Below are 22980 nucleotides of genomic sequence, written 5' to 3'. Positions count from 1 at the left end.
TAGTCAAAGAATTGGCGTGATTTTTTCGCGTAATGGCTATGAAAACCATGGAAAATGTTTTCACAATGCAAATAAATAAGCAGCAAAGCAGGTTGATACTGGCATCAAGCTCCGTTTACCGCCGTGAATTGCTAACAAGACTGCAATTCAATTTCGAAAGTATAGCACCTGAACTTGATGAAAGCCCAGGTCCGGGAGAAAGCCCCGATCAAACCGCCCTGCGCCTCGCGCAACAAAAGGCTGAGGCAATAGCAAAAAATCAGCCGGAAGCCATTATCATAGGATCAGACCAGGTCGCTACGCTGGACGGCCTGCAAATTGGCAAGCCAGGCAATCATGAAGCGGCGCTAAAGCAATTGCAGCTCATGCGCGGACGTGAAGTGGTATTCCATACAGCTCTGTGCGTACTAGACAATCGTCAAAGCGCCCCCTCCCCTCTGCAAATTCAGGACGTGTGCACGATGGTCAGGTTCAGGGACTTAAGCGATGCAGAACTGGATGCCTATTTGCGCATAGAACAACCTTATGATTGTGCAGGCAGCGCCAAAAATGAAGGCCTGGGTATCGCCATCATAGAAGGCATCAACAGTAATGATCCGACAGCGCTGACTGGCCTGCCGCTGATTGCCCTGACCAGCATGTTGCGCAATACTGGCCTGAGCTTCTTCAATCTTTGAATTGATCACATCATTGATAACTTCATCCATTTCATAAAATAAAAAATTAAAACCTATGACAGGCACGCTTTATTTAATCCCCAATACCCTTGGTCTGAACGAAGATCAGCAAGTTAATTTACTTGCCAGCATCATCCCTGACACCGTACAAAAAATGACGGCCGAACTCAGTCATTTTGTCGCTGAAAATGCCAAAACCACGCGCGCTTATCTGAAATACCTGTCACAGGCACACCCTCTGCAAAAAGCCATGCAGGAAATCCAGATCAGCGAATTGAATATCAACACGCCTGCGCAAGCACTGGAAGGCTTGCTGCAACCACTATTGCAAGGTCATGATGTGGGTTTGATATCTGAGGCTGGTGTGCCCGCCGTTGCTGACCCTGGTGCTAACCTGGTCAGGCTCGCTCATCAGCGTAATATTAAGGTGCGCCCACTGGTTGGCCCCTCCTCGCTATTGCTGGCCTTGATGGGCAGTGGACTGAACGGCCAGAGTTTTGCCTTTTATGGCTATTTGCCGACAGATGCTGCGCTGCGTGCAAAGCGCATTAAAGAACTCGAAGAGAGATCAAAAAAAGAGAAACAGACACAGCTACTCATAGAAACTCCTTACCGCAATGCAGCCATGCTGGAAGCACTGAGTAATCACTGCAATCCAGGCACCCTGATATGCGTCGCAACAGATTTGAGCCTCGATACAGAGTCACTGCAAACAAAAACTGCGGCTGAGTGGAAAAGCAGTTTAAACAAGCAACAAGGCCCTGATTTTCATAAAAAACCGACAGTTTTCTTATTCTTGAGCAATTAAAAAAGTGCACGACCGGTCGATTTTTTCTATTTGCGCTAAGATGTCTTTTTTCTGGAGGAATGCACATGCTGAATTTTGATTTTTATAACCCCACACAAATCCTGTTTGGCAAAGGACGCATAGCCGACCTGAATAAAGCCATCCCGGCTGAAGCTCATGTGTTGATGCTGTATGGCGGTGGCAGCATCAAACAAAATGGCGTCTATGATGAAGTCATCGCTGCACTTGGCACACGCCAGGTGACGGAATTTACTGGCATAGAACCCAATCCCAGCTATGAAACCCTGATGAAGGCTGTTGAACTCATCAAGCAAAACAAGATAGATTTTTTGCTTGCAGTTGGTGGTGGCTCTGTTATCGATGGTACCAAATTCATCGCCGCTGCAGCCTTGTTTGAAGGCGATGATCCCTGGGTCATCATGGAAAAACGTGGCAGCAATGTGACCAAGGCCATGCCATTTGGCAGCGTACTGACTTTGCCAGCAACTGGCTCTGAAATGAATAATGGCGGTGTTGTTACCCGCAAATCCATCAAGGCAAAAATGGCTTTCTCCAGCCGTCATTGCTTCCCGCAATTCTCGGTACTTGACCCCGCCAAGACTTTCACCCTGCCAGTACGCCAGATAGGCAATGGCGCAGTTGATGCTTTTGTCCACATCATGGAACAATACCTGACCTACCCAGTGAATTCACCAGTGCAAGACAGGTTTGCTGAAGGCTTGTTGCTGACTTTGATAGAAGAAGGCCCGAAAGCCCTGGCCAACCCTGAAGATTATGACGTGCGCGCCAACCTGATGTGGTGTGCCACCATGGCTCTGAATGGCCTGATCTCTACCGGCGTGCCGCAAGACTGGGCCACGCATATGATAGGTCATGAACTGACCGCCTTGCATAACATTGACCACGCCCAAACCCTGGCCATCGTCCTGCCTAGCATGCTGCGCGTACGCAAAGAAGGCAAACGGGCAAAGTTGCTGCAATTTGCAGAGCGAGTCTGGGGCTTGCACGATGGGGATGAAGACAGCCGTATAGAAACTGCCATCAGCCGCATGCAGGATTATTTTGAGCAAATGGGTGTCAAAACCCGTCTCAGTGATTATCAACTCGGCAGCGACGATATTGCACCTATCCTGTCAGCACTGGAAACCCATCGCATGGTCAGCCTGGGTGAGAAACGTGATGTGACGCTGGATGTCAGCCGTCAGGTACTGGAATTAAGTCTGTAACGTGCATACCTGGGATTTGCCATCTTTTGAAACGAAAGGATGGCAAATCCCGGCAAATACTACCGTTACGTTTTAACAACATCACCCCCTGTGATTTTTGAAATTTTCACCGCCAGCCCCTCCTCCCGATATTATTCCTCAAGGAATATCTGCTGCACCGCAATGCATTAACAAGTCAGCCTCAAACTCATATCCTGCCTGAGATTCCTCACCATTGTGCGCATCCCGAAGTTTGCATCACAGCAATCAAAAAAGATTACTTTTTCTTATATCTACGCACAAAAAATGACATATTGATTACGGAAAACTAGAGGTCAACTTCTAGAAAAAACAGTAATGCCGCCGTTTTCGTCCATGTTAAAAAGCCAATTCGCTGAAATTATTTAATTTCCAATATCTGCACATGCCAGCGGCTGCTTCCGGTTTCGCTCTGTAGAGGGCGGGAGTTTGTCACGGCAATCATTTCAGCGGTCTGAGTTTCGCTCCTTTTCACAAATCAAACCTGAAGGACGTTCCATGAAATCCGTTTTTAAACTGGCTGCTGTCACCGCCTTACTCTGTTGTTTTACCCCTGCACATGCTTTCCTGCAAGAGACCCATCGCCGTATCGCTATTGATGCCGTCAACTTCATGAAAAACAACCCCGACAAAACCAATTACAAAGCACTGGCAAGTGGCTTGGCTCGGGCAGGTATTACCGTGGATCAGTTCGCCACGGCCATGGGCCAGGGTGCCTATGATGTTGATGATTTTGCTGATACTTATATTTGCGGTGCAGTGACCGGCGATTGCCAGTTGGCACCTATCTGGGGCGCAGCACAAAGTATCGTCAAATATACTTCTTACTGGCATTTCCAAAACCATACTGCTGGCCCTGATGTGCATGGCAATCCATTTGGCGGCTATAACTATGCCAAACTCACTGTCGCTGGTGATGTAGATAATCTGGCAGCATCCTGGCTGGTCGGCGATTATCTTGATGACGGTCCTGGCGGTATGAAGGGCTGGTTTGGCGACAATAGCAAGTACAACACTTACGGCGTCACCGAGGCGCATTACCGTCTGGGCGGCTACTCCACACCCAGTCAGTATGCTGACTTTGAAAAAATCCCATTCCAGCCCATAGACAACCTGGCGCAATACTGGTTCCAGCAGTTTCTGAGCAGCCCCAGCCTGCAAAGCCTGGGGTTTGTCATGCATTCCACCGACTTGTTGCAGCCTCATCACACCTGGACTACATCAGCCCGCAATCATTCAGGCTGGGAACAATGGGTCGGCAGCTATTACGATAGCCAACAACTGAATGACCCAGCTTTGGTTGCTGCAGCGATGGCCGACTTCACTCCTTTGGCTGCGAATGCGACTGACATACGCCAGTTGCTGACACAAGGTGGCACATATTCTTACCAAAACGGTGGCATCGTACTGTCCTCCACCGACCAGAATGACCGCGTCCGCGTTGGTCGCCTGGTAGTGCCGCACGCCATTGCCATGATGGTTCATGTATTGAACCGCGCTGCCAACCGTCTCAATAGCTGAGGTTACCATGTACAGACCAGGTCATAGCCTGCAATGGAGTATACGCATCACAGGCTGTTGCCTGTCTGTTCTGTATCTGACAATGTCTGCCGCCGCCGTGGCGGTGGATATTGCCCCAGCGATTGCCCCAGCGACGAAACAGAATCAAATAGCACTGCAGCCCGAGCTGGCCGCACATCTCAATGGTGCGCCGGTTTACAGACTGACACTGGATGTGCTTACCCAGATGGCGCAATTGGAGAAACCCAAAACCAGAAGCACTGACATCCTTGACAGCATCATCAATAATCGTCTGCTCACTGACAAAACGCGTAGCCAGTTTACTGATGAAGAACTGCAAGCGTCCCGCCGGGTAGCCTTTGAACCTGATGTGGTGCTGGATAATCAATTAAGCGGTTATTTGCGCACCGTTTATCGCAAGGATCTGGAAGCTTCGATAAGCAAGCTTCCGGGCGGCAAGCTGGATGCACTGATACAGGAACAGGGCAAGCTGGGGGAAGATGAACTGAACAGTGTTTTCGGCGCCAGGAACAGAGTGATACTCGATTACACCCTGGGCACAGCCCAACAGGCTGCCGCCGCACAAGTGACCGTCCTGCGCTGCAACTTTGCGGCCGCCACCACCACCATCAGCCTTTATGATGTGTTCCGCCGCCAGAATGTGCAAGGGCGAGTAGAATTTTTTAACCGCAACCGTGACTTCATACGTCAGCAAGCCCAACTTTATCTGGCCAACCTGTATGTGCTTGACTGGGCACGCCTGCGTTTTGGCGAAGCGGCACTCAGAGATTTACGGCAGGCAGTTGCGGAGCAAAATTCGGTCAGAGCCATCAAGAGTCTGCATGGCATAGGCGCTGATACCGATTCAGAAAGCCGGCTTTTAAACCAGCTCGCTGCTGAGGTAAAACCAAAAGAAGTGTCAGCTTATTTCCGCAGTCATAAGGAAGAATTTAAACGCATTGTTTCCGTCAGATCGCGCCACATCCGCCTCGACAATGAAGCACAGGCAAGGCAGGTTGCCGAACTGGCGCGCCAGGGCAGCAATTTTGCCAGTCTGGCACAGCGATATTCCACTGCGGCAGATGCAAGGCAAGGCGGCGACATGGGCATGATTGTTCATAACGGACAATTATCCTGGCTGGAGCAACTGGCTTACATGCAGGAGCCCGGCAAAGTGTCCGCCCCCATTCGCGCCGCCGTTGCACCTGATGAGAAAGCCCATTGGGAAATCGTGCTGGTGGAACAACGCAATGACGGCTACCAGGACCCAGCCTCAGAAGAAGTACGTTATCAAGCCAGCCGGGCACTAGCGCAGGAAAAAGCGATCCGTCAGCTATCTGTTCTGCAAACGCAATTACGTAAAAACGCAAGAATTGACGTTAACAAAACCGTACTGACAAATTAATTGAAATTGTGAGGCAATGTATTTATGAACAAAGGCATACTCATTGCAATGACCATACTTGCAGCTGCAACACTGATGATCTGGCAACTTTGGCCACAAGCTGAAGATAGTCAAGCCAGCCATCCAGAAACAGTTTCTACATCCAGCGCCAATGCAACTGGCAAACCTGAGCAGATGAGGACATCTTCCTGGCCGCCACCATTTCCTGAATCGGTAGAGGAGAGAAAATTTGTTCCACTACTGCCTACCGGGCCAGAGCTTTCTGCGGCCCAGAGCCTGGTAACCACCCGCGATGGTGATCCGCGCACGCCACCCATTCAGCATGATGAACCGATACAGGAAACACCTACGGCAGCCGAACTTGCTGATGCCAAGGCTTACCAGCAATATGAAACCAGGCAAAATAGCCGTCTGTATGCTGCCTATGTGAAAGCCGCGGATGAAGAAATACCACGCCTGCGTGAAGCGATAGTCCGGGCACGAGATATGGGCATTCCGGCAGCAGAAATTGCCAAGGGCGAAGAAAAACTACGCCGCATCACTGCCATGCAAGGTCAAATGCTTGCCGAGCACCCGGAGCTGCAAAATATTGCAACTGGCAGGGCGGGGCAGAAATGAAAAATTTAAATTCAAATCGAAAGATATTGACCTGACACGGTGTCTTGTCGTGCTCGAATGCCACAGAAGCATGCCGGATTAAATTGCAGCAAGAAATCAATCCGGCGTCGGGATTTATTTCTTGACTGTTTTTTGAATATGACAATTCGCATCCAGGAAACGCATGGCCCCGGTGTAATTGGTATCCCAGTCATCCATTAAATAATTACCGGCTTCTTCGACGAAATTATTCCAGTCTTCCAGCAAGCCTTCCTGCTTTTCGTGAGGTGCTGCTGTTTTAATCCAGTCTGTTGCCAGTTCTGGAGTAAATCCCTCATCACGAAATTTTTTCACCAGGCTTTTTGCTGTTTTCTCTGGCAAGGTGGTTTTAGGTGTAATGCCGCCGACAATGCAGACAAACAAAGTCAGCAAGGAATCGATGTCGGTTTTACCCTTGGTTAATTTCGTCCATTCCTTGGACACCAGGGCATCGTATTCAGAAGTGTCTTCGACTTCATGATCACGCAAATAATAACGATCCTTGAGTTCATACACCAGCTTATCAAGAGATGCCGATTTATCCTGCAGGCGCGGCAGATCATGGGATTTGATCTCACCCAGTACGCGCTCAACGATGGCATGAAATTTCTCTGGTATATCAGCCAGATCTATTACGGATAAAGCCTTCTTCAACTTCGCTGCAGTATATGCACGGATAGCGTCGATGAGGCTGGCGAACTCCACCTGGTTTTGCAGTGTCGCCTCAGGCTTGCCAAACATTTGCAACAACAAAGCGGTGCGGACTACGGAGACAGCCTCGACATCTTCTTCTTTGAGGTAACTGGCAGACAAGCCCAGTTCTTCACCAAACCAGTAGCCAGCTTCGATTTCCAACGCATTCATTTGACGGTGTTCAAGCGTATTCCTATATTCAATCGGCTTTTCCTTGAGTGACCAGGCTTCCAGAAAATCTTCTACCTTGCCCTTGGCTTCATGACCCAGCAAAGCATATTCCGGCATGGCGAACAAGGCTTTCAGCAAACCTGATCCGCCGCGCGACAAAGTCAAAAAGGTATTGTCTCGTATCAATTTGGCAGCCAGTTCCAGGTCACCCTTGGTGGTCTCAATCAGATACAAACTAGCCAGGTTGACGATACGCTTGCGTGCCGCTTCAATTTCAGGGCGCAGGTATTTACTGCCAAAAGCATCCGCTATCTGCACCATGCCTTTTGGGGCTTCTGCCTCAATCGCAGCAATTTTGGTGGTGGAGATAATTGCCTTTTGCACGCCATAACGCAGCGCCGTTTCAAAGTAAGGGCGATTATCAAGCAGGGCAATTTCAAAAGTATTTTCAGGCATAAATACCAGAATAGAAGCAGGCTATGGAAATGAAAAGCAGGCAGAAAAACTTCTGCCTGCCACGTACATCAAAATAACATCAACAATTACAAGGCTGACTCTTCGTCATCATCCTTGTCGTCGCCATCATCATTGTTTTTAGGACGTTCCTCCTGCTCTTCTTCAGCAGCGCCCTCGCCACCTTCCAGCAACTCATCTTGCGCCAGGCTAGCTTGATAAGCCTTGTAACGTGCGCGCAATTTCATCAACACTTCGCGGAAAATTTCTGGCAATTCATAGCGCAGGACGTATGTCACCTGCATCCAGTCATGATCTTCCAGATTGGCCATATCCAAAGGCGACGCCAGGCTCTCGGTGTCACGTGTCAGGTTCAACAAATCATCATCACGTGCCTGGGTTTTGTTGTCGTCACCGTATTCATACAAGTCGAAAGTCGCGTAGCGGTAAAAATGCTCTACCATTTGCGCCCTGTCGAGCAGGTAATCGACAAGGGCGTCATAGCCACCCTCCACTTCTGCGATTTCATACAAAAATTCTGCCGGGTCAGCACCTTCACGGAAAATAACGGAATTGACCATGCCACGCAATTGCTCGTGGGTCTGGTCGCCATAGCGGCGTTCCAGCACCACGGCCTGGGCAAATTGCTCAGGGGTGACCAGCAGATTCACCAAAGACTCTTTGGATGCATCGTATTCGCGGATAATCGCCAGCAAATCCTTTGCGGGGAATTCATCCAGGGCGGCTACCAGTGCTTTGTCGCCTTCGGTTTCGGCCAGATTAGCCAGCGCATGTTCAGCACCGGCGATATCACCCGCCTTGACCAGGCTTTGGGCTTCGATTAATGCAGGATAATTCATCTGTACTCCTTATTCTTTGCGGTCAAAACCTTGCTCAGCCAACCAGTCTGCACCGGCTTCGCCCAGATCATAATCATCACCATCATCACCGTCATCGCGACCATGCCTGCCATACTGGCCATCAAGGTCGCCATGTTCTTTCAGCTCTTCATTTTCCTCATTGGCTTCTTTATCTTCATCCTCGTCAGCACCTGCCGCATCGCTGGCACCAGCCTTGCGTGTGGTATTGCTGCGATTCAGATATTCAAGCGCTGCCGCCGTCACCATAAAAGCTTCGCCGTCAGGGTCTTTCAGAACAATACGGCTCAGTGGTTCAGCCCAAGGTTCAAGCTTGACTGCTGCTGACAAAGTTTTCCAGGAAGGGAATTTGCCTGCTTCTTTGGTAATCAATGATTCCATTGTTAATGGATTCATGAAGATGAAACCCTGATGAAAAGCCACTGCCAACATTTCAGGATTACTGGCCATCATGGGCAGCAACATGGGTAGTTGTTCAGCCTTTTCACGCAATCTGGCCTTGAGCACGTTTTTGCCCTCGGAATCGGATTTCAAATCTTCCAATTCAGCCTTATAGAGCGGGATAATATCTTCAAAAAAACGTGACAATTTCACTGCAATACTCCTGATAAATAATTTTTCCAGATTTCGGTCGCTGTCTCGATAGGAGAATCCAGCAAATTGCGCCTGCGATTTTCATCATAGGCAGTACGTGCTGCCTCATCCGACAAAATATCGTAAGCTTCTTTGACCGCATGGAATTTTTCCGGCGCCAGTTCAGAATCATTTCTGTCTGGATGAAACTCTGCAGCCTTTTGACGAAACGCCTTCTTGACGTCTGTCAGACTCGCATTGGTGGCAATACCGAGAATAAAATAATAGTCTTTCATACACACCCTTGGCTTGCACTTGGACTTGAATTGACACTGCAGATCAGCAGCGAAGAACAAGGGGAACCATGTAAATGGATTCCCCTATGCAGGAACAAGCAGAATTCAGCTATTCCTGTGCATACATATTAATGATGATGACCGTGTTCGCCATGTACGTGACCGTGCACAACTTCTTCATCAGTGGCTTCACGAACTTCCAGCACTTCTGCATCGAAACGTATGGTCATGCCAGCCAGGGGATGGTTACCATCGACAGTGACCACGCCTGCATCGATAGCAGTAACGCGGAATTGCATGGTTTCGCCAGTTTCTGGCTCGCGTGTCTCAAACATCATGCCAACTTCGATATCAGGAGGGAAAGCGCTGATATCTTCTTCGCGCACGAATTCCGGATCAAATTCGCCAAAACCTTCTTCTGGTGCCAAAGTCACAGAGACTTTGTCACCTACGGCTTTACCATCCAGCGCGGCTTCCACTGCTGGCAAAATATTATCATATCCACCATGCAAATAAACGATGGGCTGCTGATTCTGGTCTATGACCTCGCCCTCAGCACTGAACATGGTGTAATTCAAAGTGACAGCGGTATTTTGTGTGATTTGCATGACAAATAAATAGAGTAATTGCGCATTACTGCGACAAGATTGAAATGAGAAACCCATGAAAGGCTCAGATACCTAGCCATATATAGCCTACAAGCACCCATTTCAATAGGCTAACCGCGTATTGTAGCAGAGCTGTCCTCTATTTTTGGCGTTTGCTATCTTTGTTATTCTGTCTCTCCAGTTCGAGATATTTTTTCTTCGACCTTTACTGAGGGCTTAGCTTGGCTATAACGCAATCTTATTTTCCATCGGGCAATAAAAAACCGCCAGCGGCGGTTTTAAAAGTGATGCTGGGTTGATGAATGCCTCTCAAACACCAATTTTTTCAAGCATGGTGCCCAGTTCACGTAAGGCCGGTTCCAGCTTGGGGTGCTGTGCAGCAAATTTCGCTGACAGAGCCTGCGAACGCTCACTCAAAGCCGCGAATACGGGGTCATCATGATTTTGTGTGTTTGCCAGGACATGTTGAATATCCTCATTCAATTTCTCCAGCAAGGACTTCAATTCATCATCAACCGCTTCAGTGCTTGCCAGTTCTTGATGCAACAGGCCCAGCAGATGTTTCAATTGTTCTTGTTTCATATCGTATCTCCTTGATGGAACATTCTTAACTTCGTTGCAGCTTAGCTTTTTGCAGCTTACTTGGAGTTTAGTTGCTGACTCGCGGAAAAACCAGTACCACGGCTTCGGCAGCTATACCCTCTTCCCTACCCAGATAACCAAGACGTTCATTGGTTTTTGCCTTGATATTGACCTGATTGATATCGACCTGCATATCTTCTGCAATATTTGCCGCCATGCCTGCAATATGCGGTGCCATCTTCGGTGCCTGGGCAATGATGGTGGCATCCAAATTACCCACCTCATAACCCGCAGCATGAATACGTTTGACAGCCTCACGCAGTAAAACACGCGAATCAGCACCGGCAAAGCGGGTGTCGGTATCCGGGAAATGCTTGCCTATATCACCCAGGGCGACTGAACCAAACAGCGCATCGGTAATCGCATGCAATAACACATCTGCATCTGAATGCCCAAGCAAGCCTGTGGTGTGCGGAACAGTCACCCCACCAATAATCAATTTACGACCAGGTACCAATGCATGACAGTCATAACCCTGACCTATTCTGAGCGGTAACATCTTATTTTGCATCAAACTTCCTTTATTCTTGCGAGCTATTCAAATACTGGGCGATTAATGCCATATCGCCGGGCAAAGTCAGTTTCATATTGCGCACATGTCCTTCAACCAGTATGGGGGCATGGCCAGCAGCTTCAATAGCACTGGCTTCATCAGTAACCTGATCTGCCGCATCCAGAGCGTCGCACAATAGCTGATAACGGAACATTTGTGGGGTTTGTGCCAGCCACAAGCCATCACGGGATATGGTTTGTACTTTGCCGTTTTCTACTCGCTTGACCGTGTCAACCACAGGCAAGGCAAGCAATCCGCCGACTGTATCGTCCGCAACACTATCAATCAAATGTTGCAGCAAGCCAGATGTCAAACCTGGCCTGGCAGCATCGTGTACAAGTACCCAGTCCTGATTGTCCAAAGTATTGGCTAGCTCGCTCAAGCCATTTCTGACCGTATCACGGCGACTGGCACCACCACAGCGCAAGACGCTCAGGTTTTCTGCTTTTGCCAGATATTCATCGACATAAGCATCATCCAGACTAACGACAACATAGGTATGCTGTATTTTAGAAAAACCAAGAAATGCATCGACAGTGTGTTGCAAAACTGATTTACTACCTATGCACATATATTGCTTAGGTGTGGTTGCACCCATACGCGAACCCACGCCCGCAGCAGGAATCAGCGCAACATAGCGAGGCGTATTTGTCACCTTTTCAGCTTCAGAATGATGTTCTTGCAATTGTTTTTCCATGAATGTCACAAGCTCTTGAAGCTGCCCCGATAAGAAAGAGCCCCTTCGTTTATAATTAGGCGCTCATTTTAACCGCGTATCTTGTTCCGTAAGCAGCTTTTACGGCATTCCACATGTATAGCCGCAATGTCATTTGATTTCAGCAAATCCTTAGCAAAACCCGGCCATAAACTGGCACTCCCCAATTTGCATGGTTCTTCCGATGCTTATGCCTTGGCGCAAGCAGCGACGGCGCTCAAGGCTGACAAGCGCATGCTGACCATTTTTGTCGCCAACCCGGGAGATGCCCAGCGCCTGCTGGATGAAATCCCCTGGTTTAATGCAGAATTGCGCTGCCATTTGCTGCCAGACTGGGAAACCCTGCCTTACGATGCCTTTTCACCGCATCAGGACCTGGTATCTGAACGCCTGGCCAGCCTGCATGAAATCCAGAATGGCAATTGCGATGTCTTGCTGGCACCGGCTACTACCGCCTTGTTGCGCATGGCACCGCCCTTTTTCCTGGCAGCCTACACCTTCTTTTTCAAAAAAGGTGACCGTCTTGATGAGGCGAAGCTAAAAACCCAGCTGACACTGGCGGGTTACAGCCATGTCAACCAGGTCATGTCGCCGGGTGAATATTCTGTGCGCGGTGGCCTGATCGACCTGTTTCCCATGGGTTCAGCCCTGCCTTACCGTCTGGATCTGTTTGGCGACACCATAGAAACCATACGCACTTTTGATGCTGACACCCAGCGCTCGCTCTACCCTGTGCCGGAAGTACGCTTGCTGCCTGGGCGCGAATTTCCCATGGATGAACCTGCGCGCGCTGCCTTTCGCAGCCGCTGGCGCGAAACTTTTGAAGGTGATCCTTCACGTTCCAGCATCTACAAGGATATAGGCAATGGCATACCCTCAGCCGGCATAGAATATTACCTGCCGCTGTTCTTTGAGCAAACCGCCACCTTATTTGATTACCTGCCGGAAGCGCCGCATTTTGCCTTGGTCGGCGATATCGACGATGCCATCAGACGTTTCTGGAACGATACCCGCTCACGCTACCAGTTTTTAAAGTCTGACCGCGAACGTCCGGTACTGGCACCAGAAACTGTATTTTTACGCGATGAAGACTTCTTTGCTGCGATGAAACCGCTGGCACGCTGGACTATCGCGGCCACAGATAAAGCCGCTGCTGCTTCAGAAGTGTCCAGCTTTTTACCAGATATCGCCGTCAATCGCCGCGCTGATGATCCGCTGACGAACTTGCGCTCCTTCCTGCTGCAAACAGATAAACGCGTAATGATCTGCGCCGAGACTCTGGGCCGGCGCGAAACCCTGCAGCAGTATTTCACTGAATACGATATCCGGCTGAGCCTGTGCGAAGGCTATACCGACTTTGCCACGGCAGATGCCAAGCTCATGCTAGGAGTTGCGCCCCTGCACGCTGGCTTTGTGCTGGCAGATGGTCTGGCTTTTATTACCGAAGCCGAGCTGTATGCCGGCAGTGGCAAACGCATAGGCCGTAAAAAGCAGGAAGCAGTTACTCAGGTTGAGCACATGGTGCGCGATCTGTCAGAACTTAAAATTGGCGATCCCGTCGTTCATAGCAACCATGGTATAGGCCGTTACATGGGCCTGATCAGCATGGATCTGGGCGAAGGTGAAACTGAATTCCTGCATCTGGAATACGCTAAAGATACCAAGCTGTATGTACCGGTATCGCAATTACATGTCATTTCACGTTACTCCGGCGCTTCGCCAGATGACGCGCCCTTGCACAGCCTGGGTTCTGGTCAGTGGGAAAAAGCAAAGAAAAAAGCGGCTCAGCAAATTCGCGATACTGCCGCCGAACTGCTGAACCTGTATGCCCGTCGTGCAGCACGCCAGGGTCATGCCTTTGAATATTCTGCGCGTGACTACGAAGCCTTTGCCGACAGCTTTGGCTTTGATGAAACGCCGGACCAGGCAGCCGCCATCACCGCCGTGATTGGCGACATGACCTCGGGCAAGCCTATGGACAGGCTGATTTGCGGGGACGTGGGCTTTGGCAAGACAGAAGTGGCATTGCGTGCCGCCTTTGTAGCCGTCATGGGTGGCAAGCAAGTCGCCATCCTGGCGCCTACCACCCTGCTGGCCGAACAACATGCCCAGACTTTTGCTGACCGCTTTGCCGCCTGGCCGGTGAAAATTGCTGAATTATCGCGCTTCCGCTCTGGCAAGGAAATCAGCATCGCCATGAAGGGAATGGGCGACGGCACTGTTGACATCGTCATTGGCACGCATAAATTACTGTCTGGCGACGTCAAATTCTCGCGCCTTGGCCTGGTGATTATTGATGAAGAACACCGCTTTGGTGTACGCCAAAAAGAAGCCTTGAAGGCCTTGCGTGCAGAAGTTGATGTGCTGACGCTGACCGCAACACCGATACCACGCACCCTGGGTATGGCGCTGGAGGGCTTGCGCGACTTTTCTGTCATCGCGACAGCCCCGCAAAAACGTTTGGCAATCAAGACATTTGTACGCGGCGAAGATGATTCCGTCATCCGCGAAGCCTGTTTGCGTGAACTGAAGCGTGGCGGCCAAGTTTATTTCCTGCACAATGAAGTCGAGACCATAGAAAACCGCAAGGCCATGCTGGAAGCCCTGCTGCCAGAGGCACGCGTAGTCGTGGCACATGGTCAGATGCATGAGCGTGACCTGGAAAAAGTCATGCGTGACTTTGTGGCTCAGCGGCATAATATTTTGCTGTGTACGACGATTATTGAAACCGGTATCGACGTACCCACTGCCAATACCATCATCATGCACAGGGCGGACAAATTTGGCCTGGCGCAGTTGCATCAGTTGCGTGGCCGCGTAGGTCGTTCCCACCATCAAGCCTATGCCTATTTGCTGGTGCATGATGTACAAAGCTTGACCAAACAGGCGAATCGTCGCCTGGAAGCTATCCAGCAGATGGAAGAACTGGGTAGCGGCTTTTACCTGGCCATGCATGATCTTGAGATACGTGGCGCAGGTGAAGTGTTGGGTGATAACCAGTCTGGTGAAATGCATGAAATAGGTTTCCAGATGTATTCCGACATGCTCAGTGAAGCAGTGCGCTCGCTGAAGAACGGCAAGGAACCCGATCTGGCCGCGCCGCTGTCGACGACGACAGAAATCAACCTGCATATCCCTGCCCTGCTGCCGAATGAATTCTGTGGTGACGTACATGAACGACTGTCCATCTACAAGCGCCTGGCCAATTGCAGCAGCGCCAATGGCATTGATGATATGCAGGAAGAAATGATAGACCGCTTTGGCAAATTGCCAGAACCCGTTAAGTCACTGCTGGAAACACATAGACTGCGCGTTGCAGCCAAGCCACTCGGCATCATCAAGATTGATGCGCATAGCGAAGCCGCGACCCTGCAGTTTGAACCCAAGCCGCCGATAGATGGCATGCGCATCATAGAACTGGTGCAAAAAAACAAAAACATCAAGCTCAATGGTCAGGACAAGTTGCGTATCACTGCCGCCATGCCGGATCTGGCCAGCCGCGTAGCCCAGATCAAGGCTACCATCAAGGCGTTGCATTAATTAATTAAATAAAATAAGCAAATAAAAAGAGATCACCATGCATTTGACCATACAAGGCGTGAACAACACACTCAGCAATAACACTGCACTCATTCAGAATATCGCAGGCCAGACCAAGGCAAAACTGGTGCAATTGAATGCCCAGGCAGTGCGCCTTGATGATGCAGAATATGATGAACAGACCTTAAGCGCAATACGCGAAAACTGCTTCGCTGCCCAACTGGATATCACGGATCTGGACCAGCAACTTGCCATGGCAGATTTCAAGCTGGTCGCCATGGACATGGATTCAACCTTGATCAGCATAGAGTGCATCGATGAAATCGCTGACATGCAGGGCTTGAAACCGCAAGTAGCAGAAATCACCGAGGCCGCCATGCGCGGCGAGCTGGAATTCCAGGAAAGCCTGATCCGTCGCGTCGCCCTGCTCAAAGGACTTGACGCCAGCGCCTTGCAACGCGTCTATGACGAACGCCTACAATTGTCCCTGGGTGCGGACCAGATGTTGAAGTCCATACAGCGAGCCGGTCTCAAGACTTTGCTGGTGTCCGGCGGCTTTACTTTCTTCACCGACCGCATGAAGTCACGCCTGAATCTGGACTACACCCACTCCAATGTGCTTGAAATTCAGGACGGCAAATTGACTGGCAAAGTCATAGGCACCATTGTCGATGCTGATGAAAAGCAGAGAACCGTGGAACGCGTATGTGCCGAGATGGGTATTCCCACCAGCCAGGCCATCGTCATGGGCGACGGCGCAAATGACTTGAAGATGATGAAAATCTCTGGCCTGTCAGTCGCATTCAGGGCCAAACCTGTGGTGCGTGCACAGGCAGATGTGGCCCTGAATTTTGTCGGGCTGGATGGGGTGTTAAATCTGCTTTGAATATATGGTTTGGTTCAATGCTTAATCTGCCACTAGTTACAATGGGCGTCAGCCACTGGTCTAATCGAACAGATTCGACAACAGCGGCCCAAAGTGATTAGCCGGATGCACGGGGTCACGTTTCCTGTCGCTTATTCTCGTCGCTGAATCCGGCTTTTCCAAATAGGTCTGGTAAGTTTTTTGCGTATACACGTAGTCGTTATAGGTAAAAGCGATACCACCGTTCCATGCCAAACCTAAGGGCATGCCTTCATACTTTTCAAGAAAGGCCATCAATCCTTCTTTGGTACGCAGCTCGGGATAGTCGTTCTTCTGTATCCTGGCTTCTACATATAAATTCAAATTGTTTTTGAAGGTATCCCATGCTTCCATGCTGACTCCAGCTTGCGGGCTCACTGCAGCCCTAACCTTATCGAGCTCAGCTTCAGACAAGGACTTGGGTATTGAGGTATACACTGTCACATTAGGTTTTCTGGCATCAATAATCACATAGCCAGGCGCTGCGGCCGCTGGCATAGAAGTGAACAACAAGATGGCGAGGCTGACGAGGATATGTTTGAGCATGTATATTTCCTTGTATGGCAAAGTTATAGAGGAAATACAAGTCTGCGGCATTGAACCAGGCACAGCAACAAGCTACTAAAAAGTCGCGTTTCCTTATACAGAGCGTATCGTCAAAAACACGCCCCGATAAATAATAGATTGTAGTAATTGAAGTGGAAGGCAGCACTTCAGAGTAAGGTGTGAGGCTCAAAGGAACAGTGCGCGCATGGCCAGCTCTCTACGTTCAACTGGGCACCTCGCTAACTTTCAACAATGCAGTCGTTCAAAAAATGAGCAAATGTCATAAGCACACAATAAATAGTACGAACGTTCTATTATTTGAGTTAGAATAGTTTCAGCTCATCCAGCACATCCACCTGTGCCAGGAGTAAGATCATACAAAAACTGAAACAATTGGGAGACACCGATGTTTGAAGAATTCATGGGCACCATGCCGGTAGCTGAGCGTCAAAAATTTGATATGGCGGCACTGGCAGACTATATGCGTCAGCATGTGGAAGGTTTCGACGCTGCGCTGGCAGACAAGCTGGTCGTGGAGCAATTCAAGGGTGGGCAGTCCAACCCTACTTTCAAACTCAGTGCGGGTGATCAGCGTTATGTCATGCGCGCCAAACCCGGCCCAGTCGCAAAACTGCTGCCTTCTGCCCATGCCATAGAACGTGAATTCAAAGTCATGAATGCCTTGAACAAGGCAGGCTTCCCGGCAGCGCGCCAATATGCCTTGTGTGCGGATGAGGATGTTATGGGCCGCGCCTTCTACATCATGGAATTTGTCGATGGCCGCGTGCTGTGGGATCAATCCCTGCCAGGTATGACGCCAGTTCAACGTGGTGAAATCTACGACGAAATGAATCGCGTCATCGCGCAATTGCATACCATCGACTATGCCGCTATTGGTCTGGCCGACTACGGCAAGCCAGGCAATTATTTTGCCCGCCAGATAGATCGCTGGACCAAACAATATCGTGCTTCCGAGACTGAAAAAATCGAAGCTATGGACAATCTTATTGAATGGTTGCCGCACAATATCCCACCTGGTGACGACACGAGTATCGTACATGGCGATTACCGTCTGGATAATATGATGTTTCATCCAACTGAGCCACGCATCATGGCGATACTGGATTGGGAACTGTCTACTCTCGGCCACCCTCTGGCTGACTTCTCTTACCACTGCATGAGCTGGCATGTAACCCCCGGCCAGTTCCGTGGCATCGCCGGTCTTGATCACAAGGCATTGGGTATCCCCAATGAGCAGGAATACATTGCCAAATATTGCGAGCGCACTGGTAAAACCATACGCCAGGAAGATTTCAATTTTTATCTGGCCTATAACCTGTTCCGCATGGCGGGGATTTTGCAAGGCATCATGAAACGTTATGTTGATGGCACAGCGTCCAGCGCCCAGGCCAAAAAATCTGGCGAAGCGGCACGCCCCATGGCTGAACTGGGCTGGAGCTACGCTAAAAAGTAATCATTTATTCAGACAGCACATTCTCTCAGTTCCAAAGCAGCGCAAAACGACAATATCATTGGAGACAACATGGAATTCGAATACTCAGATCGCTGTAAAGACTTGCAAGGCCGGCTCTTGCGTTTCATGGATGAGCATATTTATCCTAATGAAAAAGCTTATAAAGAAGAAATTGACCGCAATGGCCTGGAAAAAGGCAATCGCTGGATCGCCACCCAGATCATTGAAGACTTAAAGCCGAAAGCGCGTGCGCAAGGCTTGTGGAATTTATTCCTGCCAAAATCGGTACGCGCGCCAGAAGGCTTGTCGAATCTGGATTACGCGCCACTGTGCGAAATCATGGGCCGTGTAAGCTGGGCACCAGAAGTATTCAACTGCTCGGCCCCTGACACCGGCAATATGGAAACCATAGAACGCTATGGCAGCGAAGAACACAAAAAACAGTGGCTGGAGCCGCTGTTGCGTGGCGAAATCCGCTCTGCCTTTGCAATGACAGAGCCTGGGGTTGCCTCATCAGATGCCACCAACATAGAAACCCGTATTGACCGCGATGGCGACGACTATGTCATCAATGGCCACAAATGGTGGATATCTGGCGCAGGTGACCCACGTTGTGCGGTTTATATATTGATGGGAAAGACTGATTTCAACGCTGCCCGTCACTCACAACAATCGATGATACTGGTGGATGCCAAAACCCCGGGCATTACGGTAGTACGCCCTCTTCCCGTGTTTGGTTACGACGATGCACCACATGGTCATTGCGAAATCCTGTTTGAAAACGTGCGTGTGCCTGCATCGAATATTCTTTTAGGTGAAGGCCGTGGTTTTGAAATTGCCCAAGGTCGTCTTGGCCCTGGCCGTATCCATCACTGCATGCGCGCCATCGGTGTGGCAGAACGCGCACTGGAATTGATGTGCAAGCGCCTGAACAACCGCACTGCCTTTGGCAAGAAGATTTCTGAACAAAGCATCTGGCGTGAGCGCATTGCAGAGTCGCGCATACAAATTGATACGGCACGTCTGTTAACCCTGAAGGCAGCTTATATGATGGATACCGTCGGCAACAAACATGCGCAGGCAGAGATCGCCATGATCAAGGTTCTGGCACCGAACGTCACCCAGCAAGTGCTGGACTGGGCGATACAGGCCCATGGTGCTGGTGGTGTTTCTGGCGATTTCCCGCTGGCGGCACAATGGGCTGGCAACCGCACTTTACGTCTGGCAGATGGCCCGGATGAAGTGCATAGAAATGCGATCGCCAAACTAGAGTTGGCCAAACATATCAGCCTGACTGAAGATCTGGGTTTGCCAATTACCCGTTCCTGAATAAACTCAGATTGAATCAGTGCGCAATTCGTTGGCAACATGAGTTGCGCACTGTACCCTCACCTGATTTTATTTGACCTGAAAAATCACATTAATACAGAGCTACAGCAAGGCAATAGCATAGGTTTCAAATTACACAAAGCCTGACATTGCGGTGGCTCATCAATGTGCGAATCCGCCACTCCCAAAAGCCTCTTTATGAATACGTGCAGATGTGATGCCAAGGCTCTGCAAACTGGCGATTTGCGCCTGCATGAACGGACGCGGTCCACAGATGTAATAATCGGCTTCAGGTAAAATAAAATCACTCGCCACAGTCTGCAGATCCAGTCGCCCTTGCTGATCATAATCTATGGACTGCAGATCTTCTGCGCGAGGCACCTCGTAATACGTCAATGATTTGATCTGTCCGTATTGCTCGCTCAATTCGCGAACTTGTTGTTTGAATGCATGCACTCCACCATGCCTGCAAGCATGCACGAAACGTATTTTGCGTCTGGTGTTTTGTTTGAGCAAATGCTCCAGCATGGCAAGTTTGGGAGTTACACCTACACCCGCACTGATCAGAACCACGGGTGTATCCCTGTCCTCATGCAAGACATAATCCCCCATAGGTGGTGCCACATCAATTAATGCTCCTTCATGACAGTCCCTGTGCAATACATTGGAAACCAGGCCAGCTGGTTTGGTCGCCATTGCAGCCTCACGTTTGACGGATATACGCAAATAGGCTTGACCAGGCGCACATGAAAGGCTGTACTGACGTGGTTGCATCATACCCAATTCAGGCACAAATACTTTGACAGAGATGTACTGACCTGGCTTGTAATCAGGCACCGATCCACCATCGGCAGGTTGCAAATAGAAGGACGTTATTTCTTCACTTTCCACTACTTTTTTGCTGACGATGAAGCCGCGCCATCCTGTCCACCCTCCGGAGGTCATTGCCGCTTTTGCATAAATGGCGCTCTCTTGTGCAATCAATATATCTGCCAGTTGCCCATAGGCTGCAGCCCAGGCTGCCAATAACTCATCGCTGGCAGCGTCTCCCAATACCTCTTTGATCGATGCCAATAGATGCATGCCAACGACAGGATAATGCTCTGCCCTGATACCAACGCTGACGTGCTTGTTCGCTACCAGGGTCAAAACCGGCATCAGGACCGAAGGGTCATCAATGTGTTCGGCATACGCCAATACAGCCATTGCCAAAGCTTGTTGCTGGCTGCCAGATTGCTGATTACCCTGATTAAAGACAGGTTTCAATTCCGGGTTATGTAAAAACATGCGCGCATAAAAATGGCGGGTCAAGGCGACACCATGTTCTTTCAATACCGGTACCGTGGCTTTTACTAGATTTCTTGTATTAATGTTTAACATATCCAATTATATAAATGTATTTTAAATGCATGTTTAAAGCCAAATGAAAATGAAAGACTTTAAACAATCGGTGAAATTCAAAGTTAATGTGGAGCCATCATACCCCATATAACATGCATTGTAAATGCATGTTATAAATTGCACTGACAATTGTGCTGCTTGAATAAAATCCTGAATTTAAAAAGGCATGAATCCACTTACATGCAGCAAGGATTCATGCCCCACGCGCTACAGCAGACGACTGTGTCTGGGTAATTTCGCTGAAAGATACTCCAGTTGATCAGCAATCACATTCCTGCCGCTAAGGATGAAATGCTCGAAACGGCAAGGTGCATACGGCACATAAATCAAAGGTTTGAAGTCATGCACAAACTTGTTACCTTTGGCGTGATTGCATTCCTTGCAAGCAGTTACGCAATTTTCCCATGCATCTTTTCCACCGCGAGAAGTTGGCAGAATGTGGTCGCGTGATAATTCCTGGTAAGGAAAAGTCTCGCCACAATAAGCACAGATGTGCCTGTCACGCGCATATAGCAGGCGGTTACCGTCGCCCAAGGGAATCTGATGACGGCTGTTCCTGGACATGCGTTCACTATTACGTATAGAAATAATAGGCTTGATGAAGATTTTTGATTGTTCACCATCCTTGTTGTAGCCACCACGCAGCATGATGACCCGATCACCTATATCCCATGCCACTTTTTTTGCGGCGTACTGAGTCGCAGCGTCGTTCTGACTTATCCAGTCATACGGTACCCCTGCTATATCCAAAACCAATATTTGTTGCATACATCACCTGTTTGTATGGGATGTTTTTCCAATTTGGGAAGACGGATTGATAGGTGCTCGCTGCACATGCCATCGCAATCACGACGACTTGTTCTTTCATTGTAGCCACGATTTGCTGATGCTGTAAGGCATGATGATCAAATTTCAGCCGAATCGGCATTTCACTGCGTTTCACTGGATTTAACGACGTTTTTTCCAGGAATATTCTGGCCCAGCATCAGCGACACCAGCATGACCAACTAAATCAGGATTTTCACACGACATAGTGATATGGCGAATCGCTGCGCCATGACGCTGCTCTGCGCGCAAAGACTCAGTGAATCGCAAGGCATCAGCCATGCAATCATTGGCAAACTCTTTCGAACAGGCCTGTTCTTTTCCATCAGTACGGATGGACCAATAAATCATAAACATAATTTTCTATTTTTCTTGTTTTTATAGGATGACAAAATACATGCCTTAACTCGCCACAGGAATTTTCTTTTTTGCAGTGTTATCCGTAGTGGGAAGTATAGGCCTCATCACAAAATGAAGCGCCAGCATGTTAAAAATGACCTGATCTCAAGTCACTTTTAACATGCTGCGAATATCATTCAATATTCACAGCATGCCCCCTGCCCGTCACATGCACAAACATGTAGCGGAAGGGGCTATCTATACATCTTCCCGAATTGTTAAAGAATCCCGTGTTATCCGGCGTTTCCCGGCACGACCGCCAAACGGCGGGTTTTACTACTGGGTTTCCAAAAGCCATCTGTCAAAGCATGGATTTTAGAAACCAAAAAAGGCAAAAAGCCCGGAGCTTTAAAGGCATCCGGGCTTTTCAGCTCTCATCAAGTAGCAGATTCATATCTGCTTTCTTGATTTCAAGGGTTTGCACCCCGAATGTCCATCATCATAGCCCTGCAGAATGCAAGCTCACTGCCGCCATCCTGGCCGCCAAAGCCTGTGGCCGTGTCGCATGCCGGCACCAGTGCCGCCGCAGAAATCGTTCCTGCTGCAATAACTTCAGCTTCGCTTATCCCCATCCACTTGCCCAATAGCCTGCCTGCCCGCGTCGCGAGGCCAGGACTTGCCTGAATCAGTGATTGATAAGTGCTTTGCGTATTCATATGCTTGTTAATTGCTAGGCTTTCTCATTATTG

Annotated in this window: 23 protein-coding genes; 11 read left to right on the top strand and 12 right to left on the bottom strand. The window is 49.4% G+C overall.

The genetic code is table 11. From position 1 onward, the window contains the following. The first annotated feature begins 65 nt into the window (after nt 1-65). The 6 genes from ACO0LL_RS05255 (at nt 66) to ACO0LL_RS05230 (ending at nt 6273) form a co-directional block, all read left to right on the top strand. A complete protein-coding gene (locus tag ACO0LL_RS05255; RefSeq protein ID WP_422949831.1) occupies nt 66-677 on the top strand; it encodes a Maf-like protein in 612 nt (203 codons plus the stop codon). 55 nt (nt 678-732) lie between these two features. Then, nucleotides 733-1485, top strand: coding sequence for an SAM-dependent methyltransferase (locus ACO0LL_RS05250; protein WP_422949830.1), 753 nt, complete (start codon nt 733-735; stop codon nt 1483-1485). A 65-nt stretch (nt 1486-1550) separates the two neighbouring features. Then, the gene (locus ACO0LL_RS05245) at nt 1551-2711 is read left to right on the top strand and encodes an iron-containing alcohol dehydrogenase (protein WP_422949829.1); all 1161 of its coding nucleotides are present in this window, start codon (nt 1551-1553) and stop codon (nt 2709-2711) included. A 516-nt stretch (nt 2712-3227) separates the two neighbouring features. After that, nucleotides 3228-4250 (top strand): phospholipase, encoded by a 1023-nt coding sequence (locus tag ACO0LL_RS05240; RefSeq protein ID WP_422949828.1) that lies wholly within the window; start codon nt 3228-3230, stop codon nt 4248-4250. A 7-nt stretch (nt 4251-4257) separates the two neighbouring features. Continuing rightward, a complete protein-coding gene (locus ACO0LL_RS05235; protein ID WP_422949827.1) occupies nt 4258-5655 on the top strand; it encodes a peptidylprolyl isomerase in 1398 nt (465 codons plus the stop codon). A 24-nt stretch (nt 5656-5679) separates the two neighbouring features. After that, nucleotides 5680-6273, top strand: coding sequence for a hypothetical protein (locus ACO0LL_RS05230; RefSeq protein WP_422949826.1), 594 nt, complete (start codon nt 5680-5682; stop codon nt 6271-6273). 114 nt (nt 6274-6387) lie between these two features. Here the strand turns inward: ACO0LL_RS05230 and ACO0LL_RS05225 are convergent, their stop codons facing one another. The 8 genes from ACO0LL_RS05225 to ispD form a co-directional block, all read right to left on the bottom strand. Then, entirely contained in the window at nt 6388-7611 is a 1224-nt protein-coding gene (locus ACO0LL_RS05225) for a hypothetical protein (protein WP_422949825.1), read from the bottom strand. Between the two features lie 86 nt (nt 7612-7697). Continuing rightward, on the bottom strand, nt 7698-8468 hold the full coding sequence (locus ACO0LL_RS05220; RefSeq protein WP_422949824.1) for a hypothetical protein: 771 nt from the start codon (nt 8466-8468) through the stop codon (nt 7698-7700). Between the two features lie 9 nt (nt 8469-8477). After that, nucleotides 8478-9080 carry a hypothetical protein gene (locus ACO0LL_RS05215; RefSeq protein ID WP_422949823.1) on the bottom strand — a complete coding sequence of 201 codons (603 nt, stop codon included), beginning with the start codon at nt 9078-9080 and terminating at the stop codon, nt 8478-8480. Beyond that, entirely contained in the window at nt 9077-9355 is a 279-nt protein-coding gene (locus ACO0LL_RS05210; RefSeq protein WP_422949822.1) for a DnaJ domain-containing protein, read from the bottom strand. The genes ACO0LL_RS05215 and ACO0LL_RS05210 overlap by 4 nt, the downstream gene beginning before the upstream one ends. Before the next feature lie 128 nt (nt 9356-9483). Then, nucleotides 9484-9963, bottom strand: coding sequence for an FKBP-type peptidyl-prolyl cis-trans isomerase (locus ACO0LL_RS05205; protein WP_110253571.1), 480 nt, complete (start codon nt 9961-9963; stop codon nt 9484-9486). Between the two features lie 309 nt (nt 9964-10272). After that, complete coding sequence (locus tag ACO0LL_RS05200) at nt 10273-10545, bottom strand: DUF4404 family protein (RefSeq protein WP_110253575.1); 273 nt, start codon at nt 10543-10545, stop codon at nt 10273-10275. Between the two features lie 67 nt (nt 10546-10612). After that, a complete protein-coding gene (gene ispF / locus ACO0LL_RS05195) occupies nt 10613-11116 on the bottom strand; it encodes a 2-C-methyl-D-erythritol 2,4-cyclodiphosphate synthase (protein ID WP_422949821.1) in 504 nt (167 codons plus the stop codon). Between the two features lie 10 nt (nt 11117-11126). Continuing rightward, nucleotides 11127-11855, bottom strand: a complete 729-nt coding sequence (gene ispD / locus ACO0LL_RS05190; protein WP_422949820.1) for a 2-C-methyl-D-erythritol 4-phosphate cytidylyltransferase — start codon at nt 11853-11855, stop codon at nt 11127-11129. 126 nt (nt 11856-11981) lie between these two features. Here ispD and mfd point away from each other — a divergent pair, with 126 nt between their 5' ends. Both mfd and serB read left to right on the top strand, forming a co-directional pair. After that, on the top strand, nt 11982-15413 hold the full coding sequence (gene mfd / locus ACO0LL_RS05185; RefSeq protein ID WP_422949819.1) for a transcription-repair coupling factor: 3432 nt from the start codon (nt 11982-11984) through the stop codon (nt 15411-15413). Nucleotides 15414-15450: 37 nt separating this feature from the next. Beyond that, nucleotides 15451-16299 carry a phosphoserine phosphatase SerB gene (serB, locus tag ACO0LL_RS05180; protein ID WP_422949818.1) on the top strand — a complete coding sequence of 283 codons (849 nt, stop codon included), beginning with the start codon at nt 15451-15453 and terminating at the stop codon, nt 16297-16299. Nucleotides 16300-16359: 60 nt separating this feature from the next. Here the strand turns inward: serB and ACO0LL_RS05175 are convergent, their stop codons facing one another. Further along, entirely contained in the window at nt 16360-16863 is a 504-nt protein-coding gene (locus ACO0LL_RS05175) for a hypothetical protein (RefSeq protein ID WP_422949817.1), read from the bottom strand. Nucleotides 16864-17269: 406 nt separating this feature from the next. On the opposite strand from ACO0LL_RS05175, the gene ACO0LL_RS05170 reads away from it, so the two are divergent. Together ACO0LL_RS05170 and ACO0LL_RS05165 are read left to right on the top strand one after the other, a co-directional pair. Beyond that, nucleotides 17270-18337 carry a phosphotransferase family protein gene (locus ACO0LL_RS05170; protein ID WP_422949816.1) on the top strand — a complete coding sequence of 356 codons (1068 nt, stop codon included), beginning with the start codon at nt 17270-17272 and terminating at the stop codon, nt 18335-18337. Between the two features lie 69 nt (nt 18338-18406). Beyond that, the gene (locus ACO0LL_RS05165) at nt 18407-19666 is read left to right on the top strand and encodes an acyl-CoA dehydrogenase family protein (RefSeq protein WP_422949815.1); all 1260 of its coding nucleotides are present in this window, start codon (nt 18407-18409) and stop codon (nt 19664-19666) included. A 162-nt stretch (nt 19667-19828) separates the two neighbouring features. Here ACO0LL_RS05165 and hmpA read toward each other — a convergent pair whose 3' ends face one another. From hmpA to ACO0LL_RS05150, 3 genes are all read right to left on the bottom strand, one after another. Next, nucleotides 19829-21046: an NO-inducible flavohemoprotein gene (gene hmpA / locus ACO0LL_RS05160; RefSeq protein WP_422949814.1), complete on the bottom strand. Its 1218-nt coding sequence runs from the start codon at nt 21044-21046 to the stop codon at nt 19829-19831. A gap of 228 nt (nt 21047-21274) precedes the next feature. After that, a complete protein-coding gene (locus ACO0LL_RS05155; protein ID WP_422949813.1) occupies nt 21275-21835 on the bottom strand; it encodes an HNH endonuclease in 561 nt (186 codons plus the stop codon). Between the two features lie 180 nt (nt 21836-22015). Next, a complete protein-coding gene (locus tag ACO0LL_RS05150; RefSeq protein WP_422949812.1) occupies nt 22016-22249 on the bottom strand; it encodes a hypothetical protein in 234 nt (77 codons plus the stop codon). Nucleotides 22250-22720: 471 nt separating this feature from the next. Between ACO0LL_RS05150 and ACO0LL_RS05145 the strand changes: the two genes are divergently transcribed. Beyond that, nucleotides 22721-22915, top strand: a complete 195-nt coding sequence (locus ACO0LL_RS05145) for a hypothetical protein (RefSeq protein ID WP_422949811.1) — start codon at nt 22721-22723, stop codon at nt 22913-22915. Nucleotides 22916-22980 lie beyond the last annotated feature (65 nt).

Origin of the sequence: Undibacterium sp. TC4M20W, assembly GCF_049340245.1 — a bacterium.
Taxonomy (GTDB): Bacteria; Pseudomonadota; Gammaproteobacteria; order Burkholderiales; family Burkholderiaceae_D; genus Undibacterium.
This window is presented reverse-complemented; position numbering and strand designations above follow the sequence as displayed.

Coding starts and splice junctions, on each gene's coding strand:
- ACO0LL_RS05255 (WP_422949831.1), top strand. CDS start 66: ATGCAAATAAATAAGCAGCAAAGCAGGTTGATACTGGCATCAAGCTCC.
- ACO0LL_RS05250 (WP_422949830.1), top strand. CDS start 733: ATGACAGGCACGCTTTATTTAATCCCCAATACCCTTGGTCTGAACGAA.
- ACO0LL_RS05245 (WP_422949829.1), top strand. CDS start 1,551: ATGCTGAATTTTGATTTTTATAACCCCACACAAATCCTGTTTGGCAAA.
- ACO0LL_RS05240 (WP_422949828.1), top strand. CDS start 3,228: ATGAAATCCGTTTTTAAACTGGCTGCTGTCACCGCCTTACTCTGTTGT.
- ACO0LL_RS05235 (WP_422949827.1), top strand. CDS start 4,258: ATGTACAGACCAGGTCATAGCCTGCAATGGAGTATACGCATCACAGGC.
- ACO0LL_RS05230 (WP_422949826.1), top strand. CDS start 5,680: ATGAACAAAGGCATACTCATTGCAATGACCATACTTGCAGCTGCAACA.
- ACO0LL_RS05225 (WP_422949825.1), bottom strand. CDS start 7,611: ATGCCTGAAAATACTTTTGAAATTGCCCTGCTTGATAATCGCCCTTAC.
- ACO0LL_RS05220 (WP_422949824.1), bottom strand. CDS start 8,468: ATGAATTATCCTGCATTAATCGAAGCCCAAAGCCTGGTCAAGGCGGGT.
- ACO0LL_RS05210 (WP_422949822.1), bottom strand. CDS start 9,355: ATGAAAGACTATTATTTTATTCTCGGTATTGCCACCAATGCGAGTCTG.
- ACO0LL_RS05205 (WP_110253571.1), bottom strand. CDS start 9,963: ATGCAAATCACACAAAATACCGCTGTCACTTTGAATTACACCATGTTC.
- ACO0LL_RS05200 (WP_110253575.1), bottom strand. CDS start 10,545: ATGAAACAAGAACAATTGAAACATCTGCTGGGCCTGTTGCATCAAGAA.
- ispF (WP_422949821.1), bottom strand. CDS start 11,116: ATGCAAAATAAGATGTTACCGCTCAGAATAGGTCAGGGTTATGACTGT.
- ispD (WP_422949820.1), bottom strand. CDS start 11,855: ATGGAAAAACAATTGCAAGAACATCATTCTGAAGCTGAAAAGGTGACA.
- mfd (WP_422949819.1), top strand. CDS start 11,982: ATGTCATTTGATTTCAGCAAATCCTTAGCAAAACCCGGCCATAAACTG.
- serB (WP_422949818.1), top strand. CDS start 15,451: ATGCATTTGACCATACAAGGCGTGAACAACACACTCAGCAATAACACT.
- ACO0LL_RS05175 (WP_422949817.1), bottom strand. CDS start 16,863: ATGCTCAAACATATCCTCGTCAGCCTCGCCATCTTGTTGTTCACTTCT.
- ACO0LL_RS05170 (WP_422949816.1), top strand. CDS start 17,270: ATGTTTGAAGAATTCATGGGCACCATGCCGGTAGCTGAGCGTCAAAAA.
- ACO0LL_RS05165 (WP_422949815.1), top strand. CDS start 18,407: ATGGAATTCGAATACTCAGATCGCTGTAAAGACTTGCAAGGCCGGCTC.
- hmpA (WP_422949814.1), bottom strand. CDS start 21,046: ATGTTAAACATTAATACAAGAAATCTAGTAAAAGCCACGGTACCGGTA.
- ACO0LL_RS05155 (WP_422949813.1), bottom strand. CDS start 21,835: ATGCAACAAATATTGGTTTTGGATATAGCAGGGGTACCGTATGACTGG.
- ACO0LL_RS05150 (WP_422949812.1), bottom strand. CDS start 22,249: ATGTTTATGATTTATTGGTCCATCCGTACTGATGGAAAAGAACAGGCC.
- ACO0LL_RS05145 (WP_422949811.1), top strand. CDS start 22,721: ATGTCCATCATCATAGCCCTGCAGAATGCAAGCTCACTGCCGCCATCC.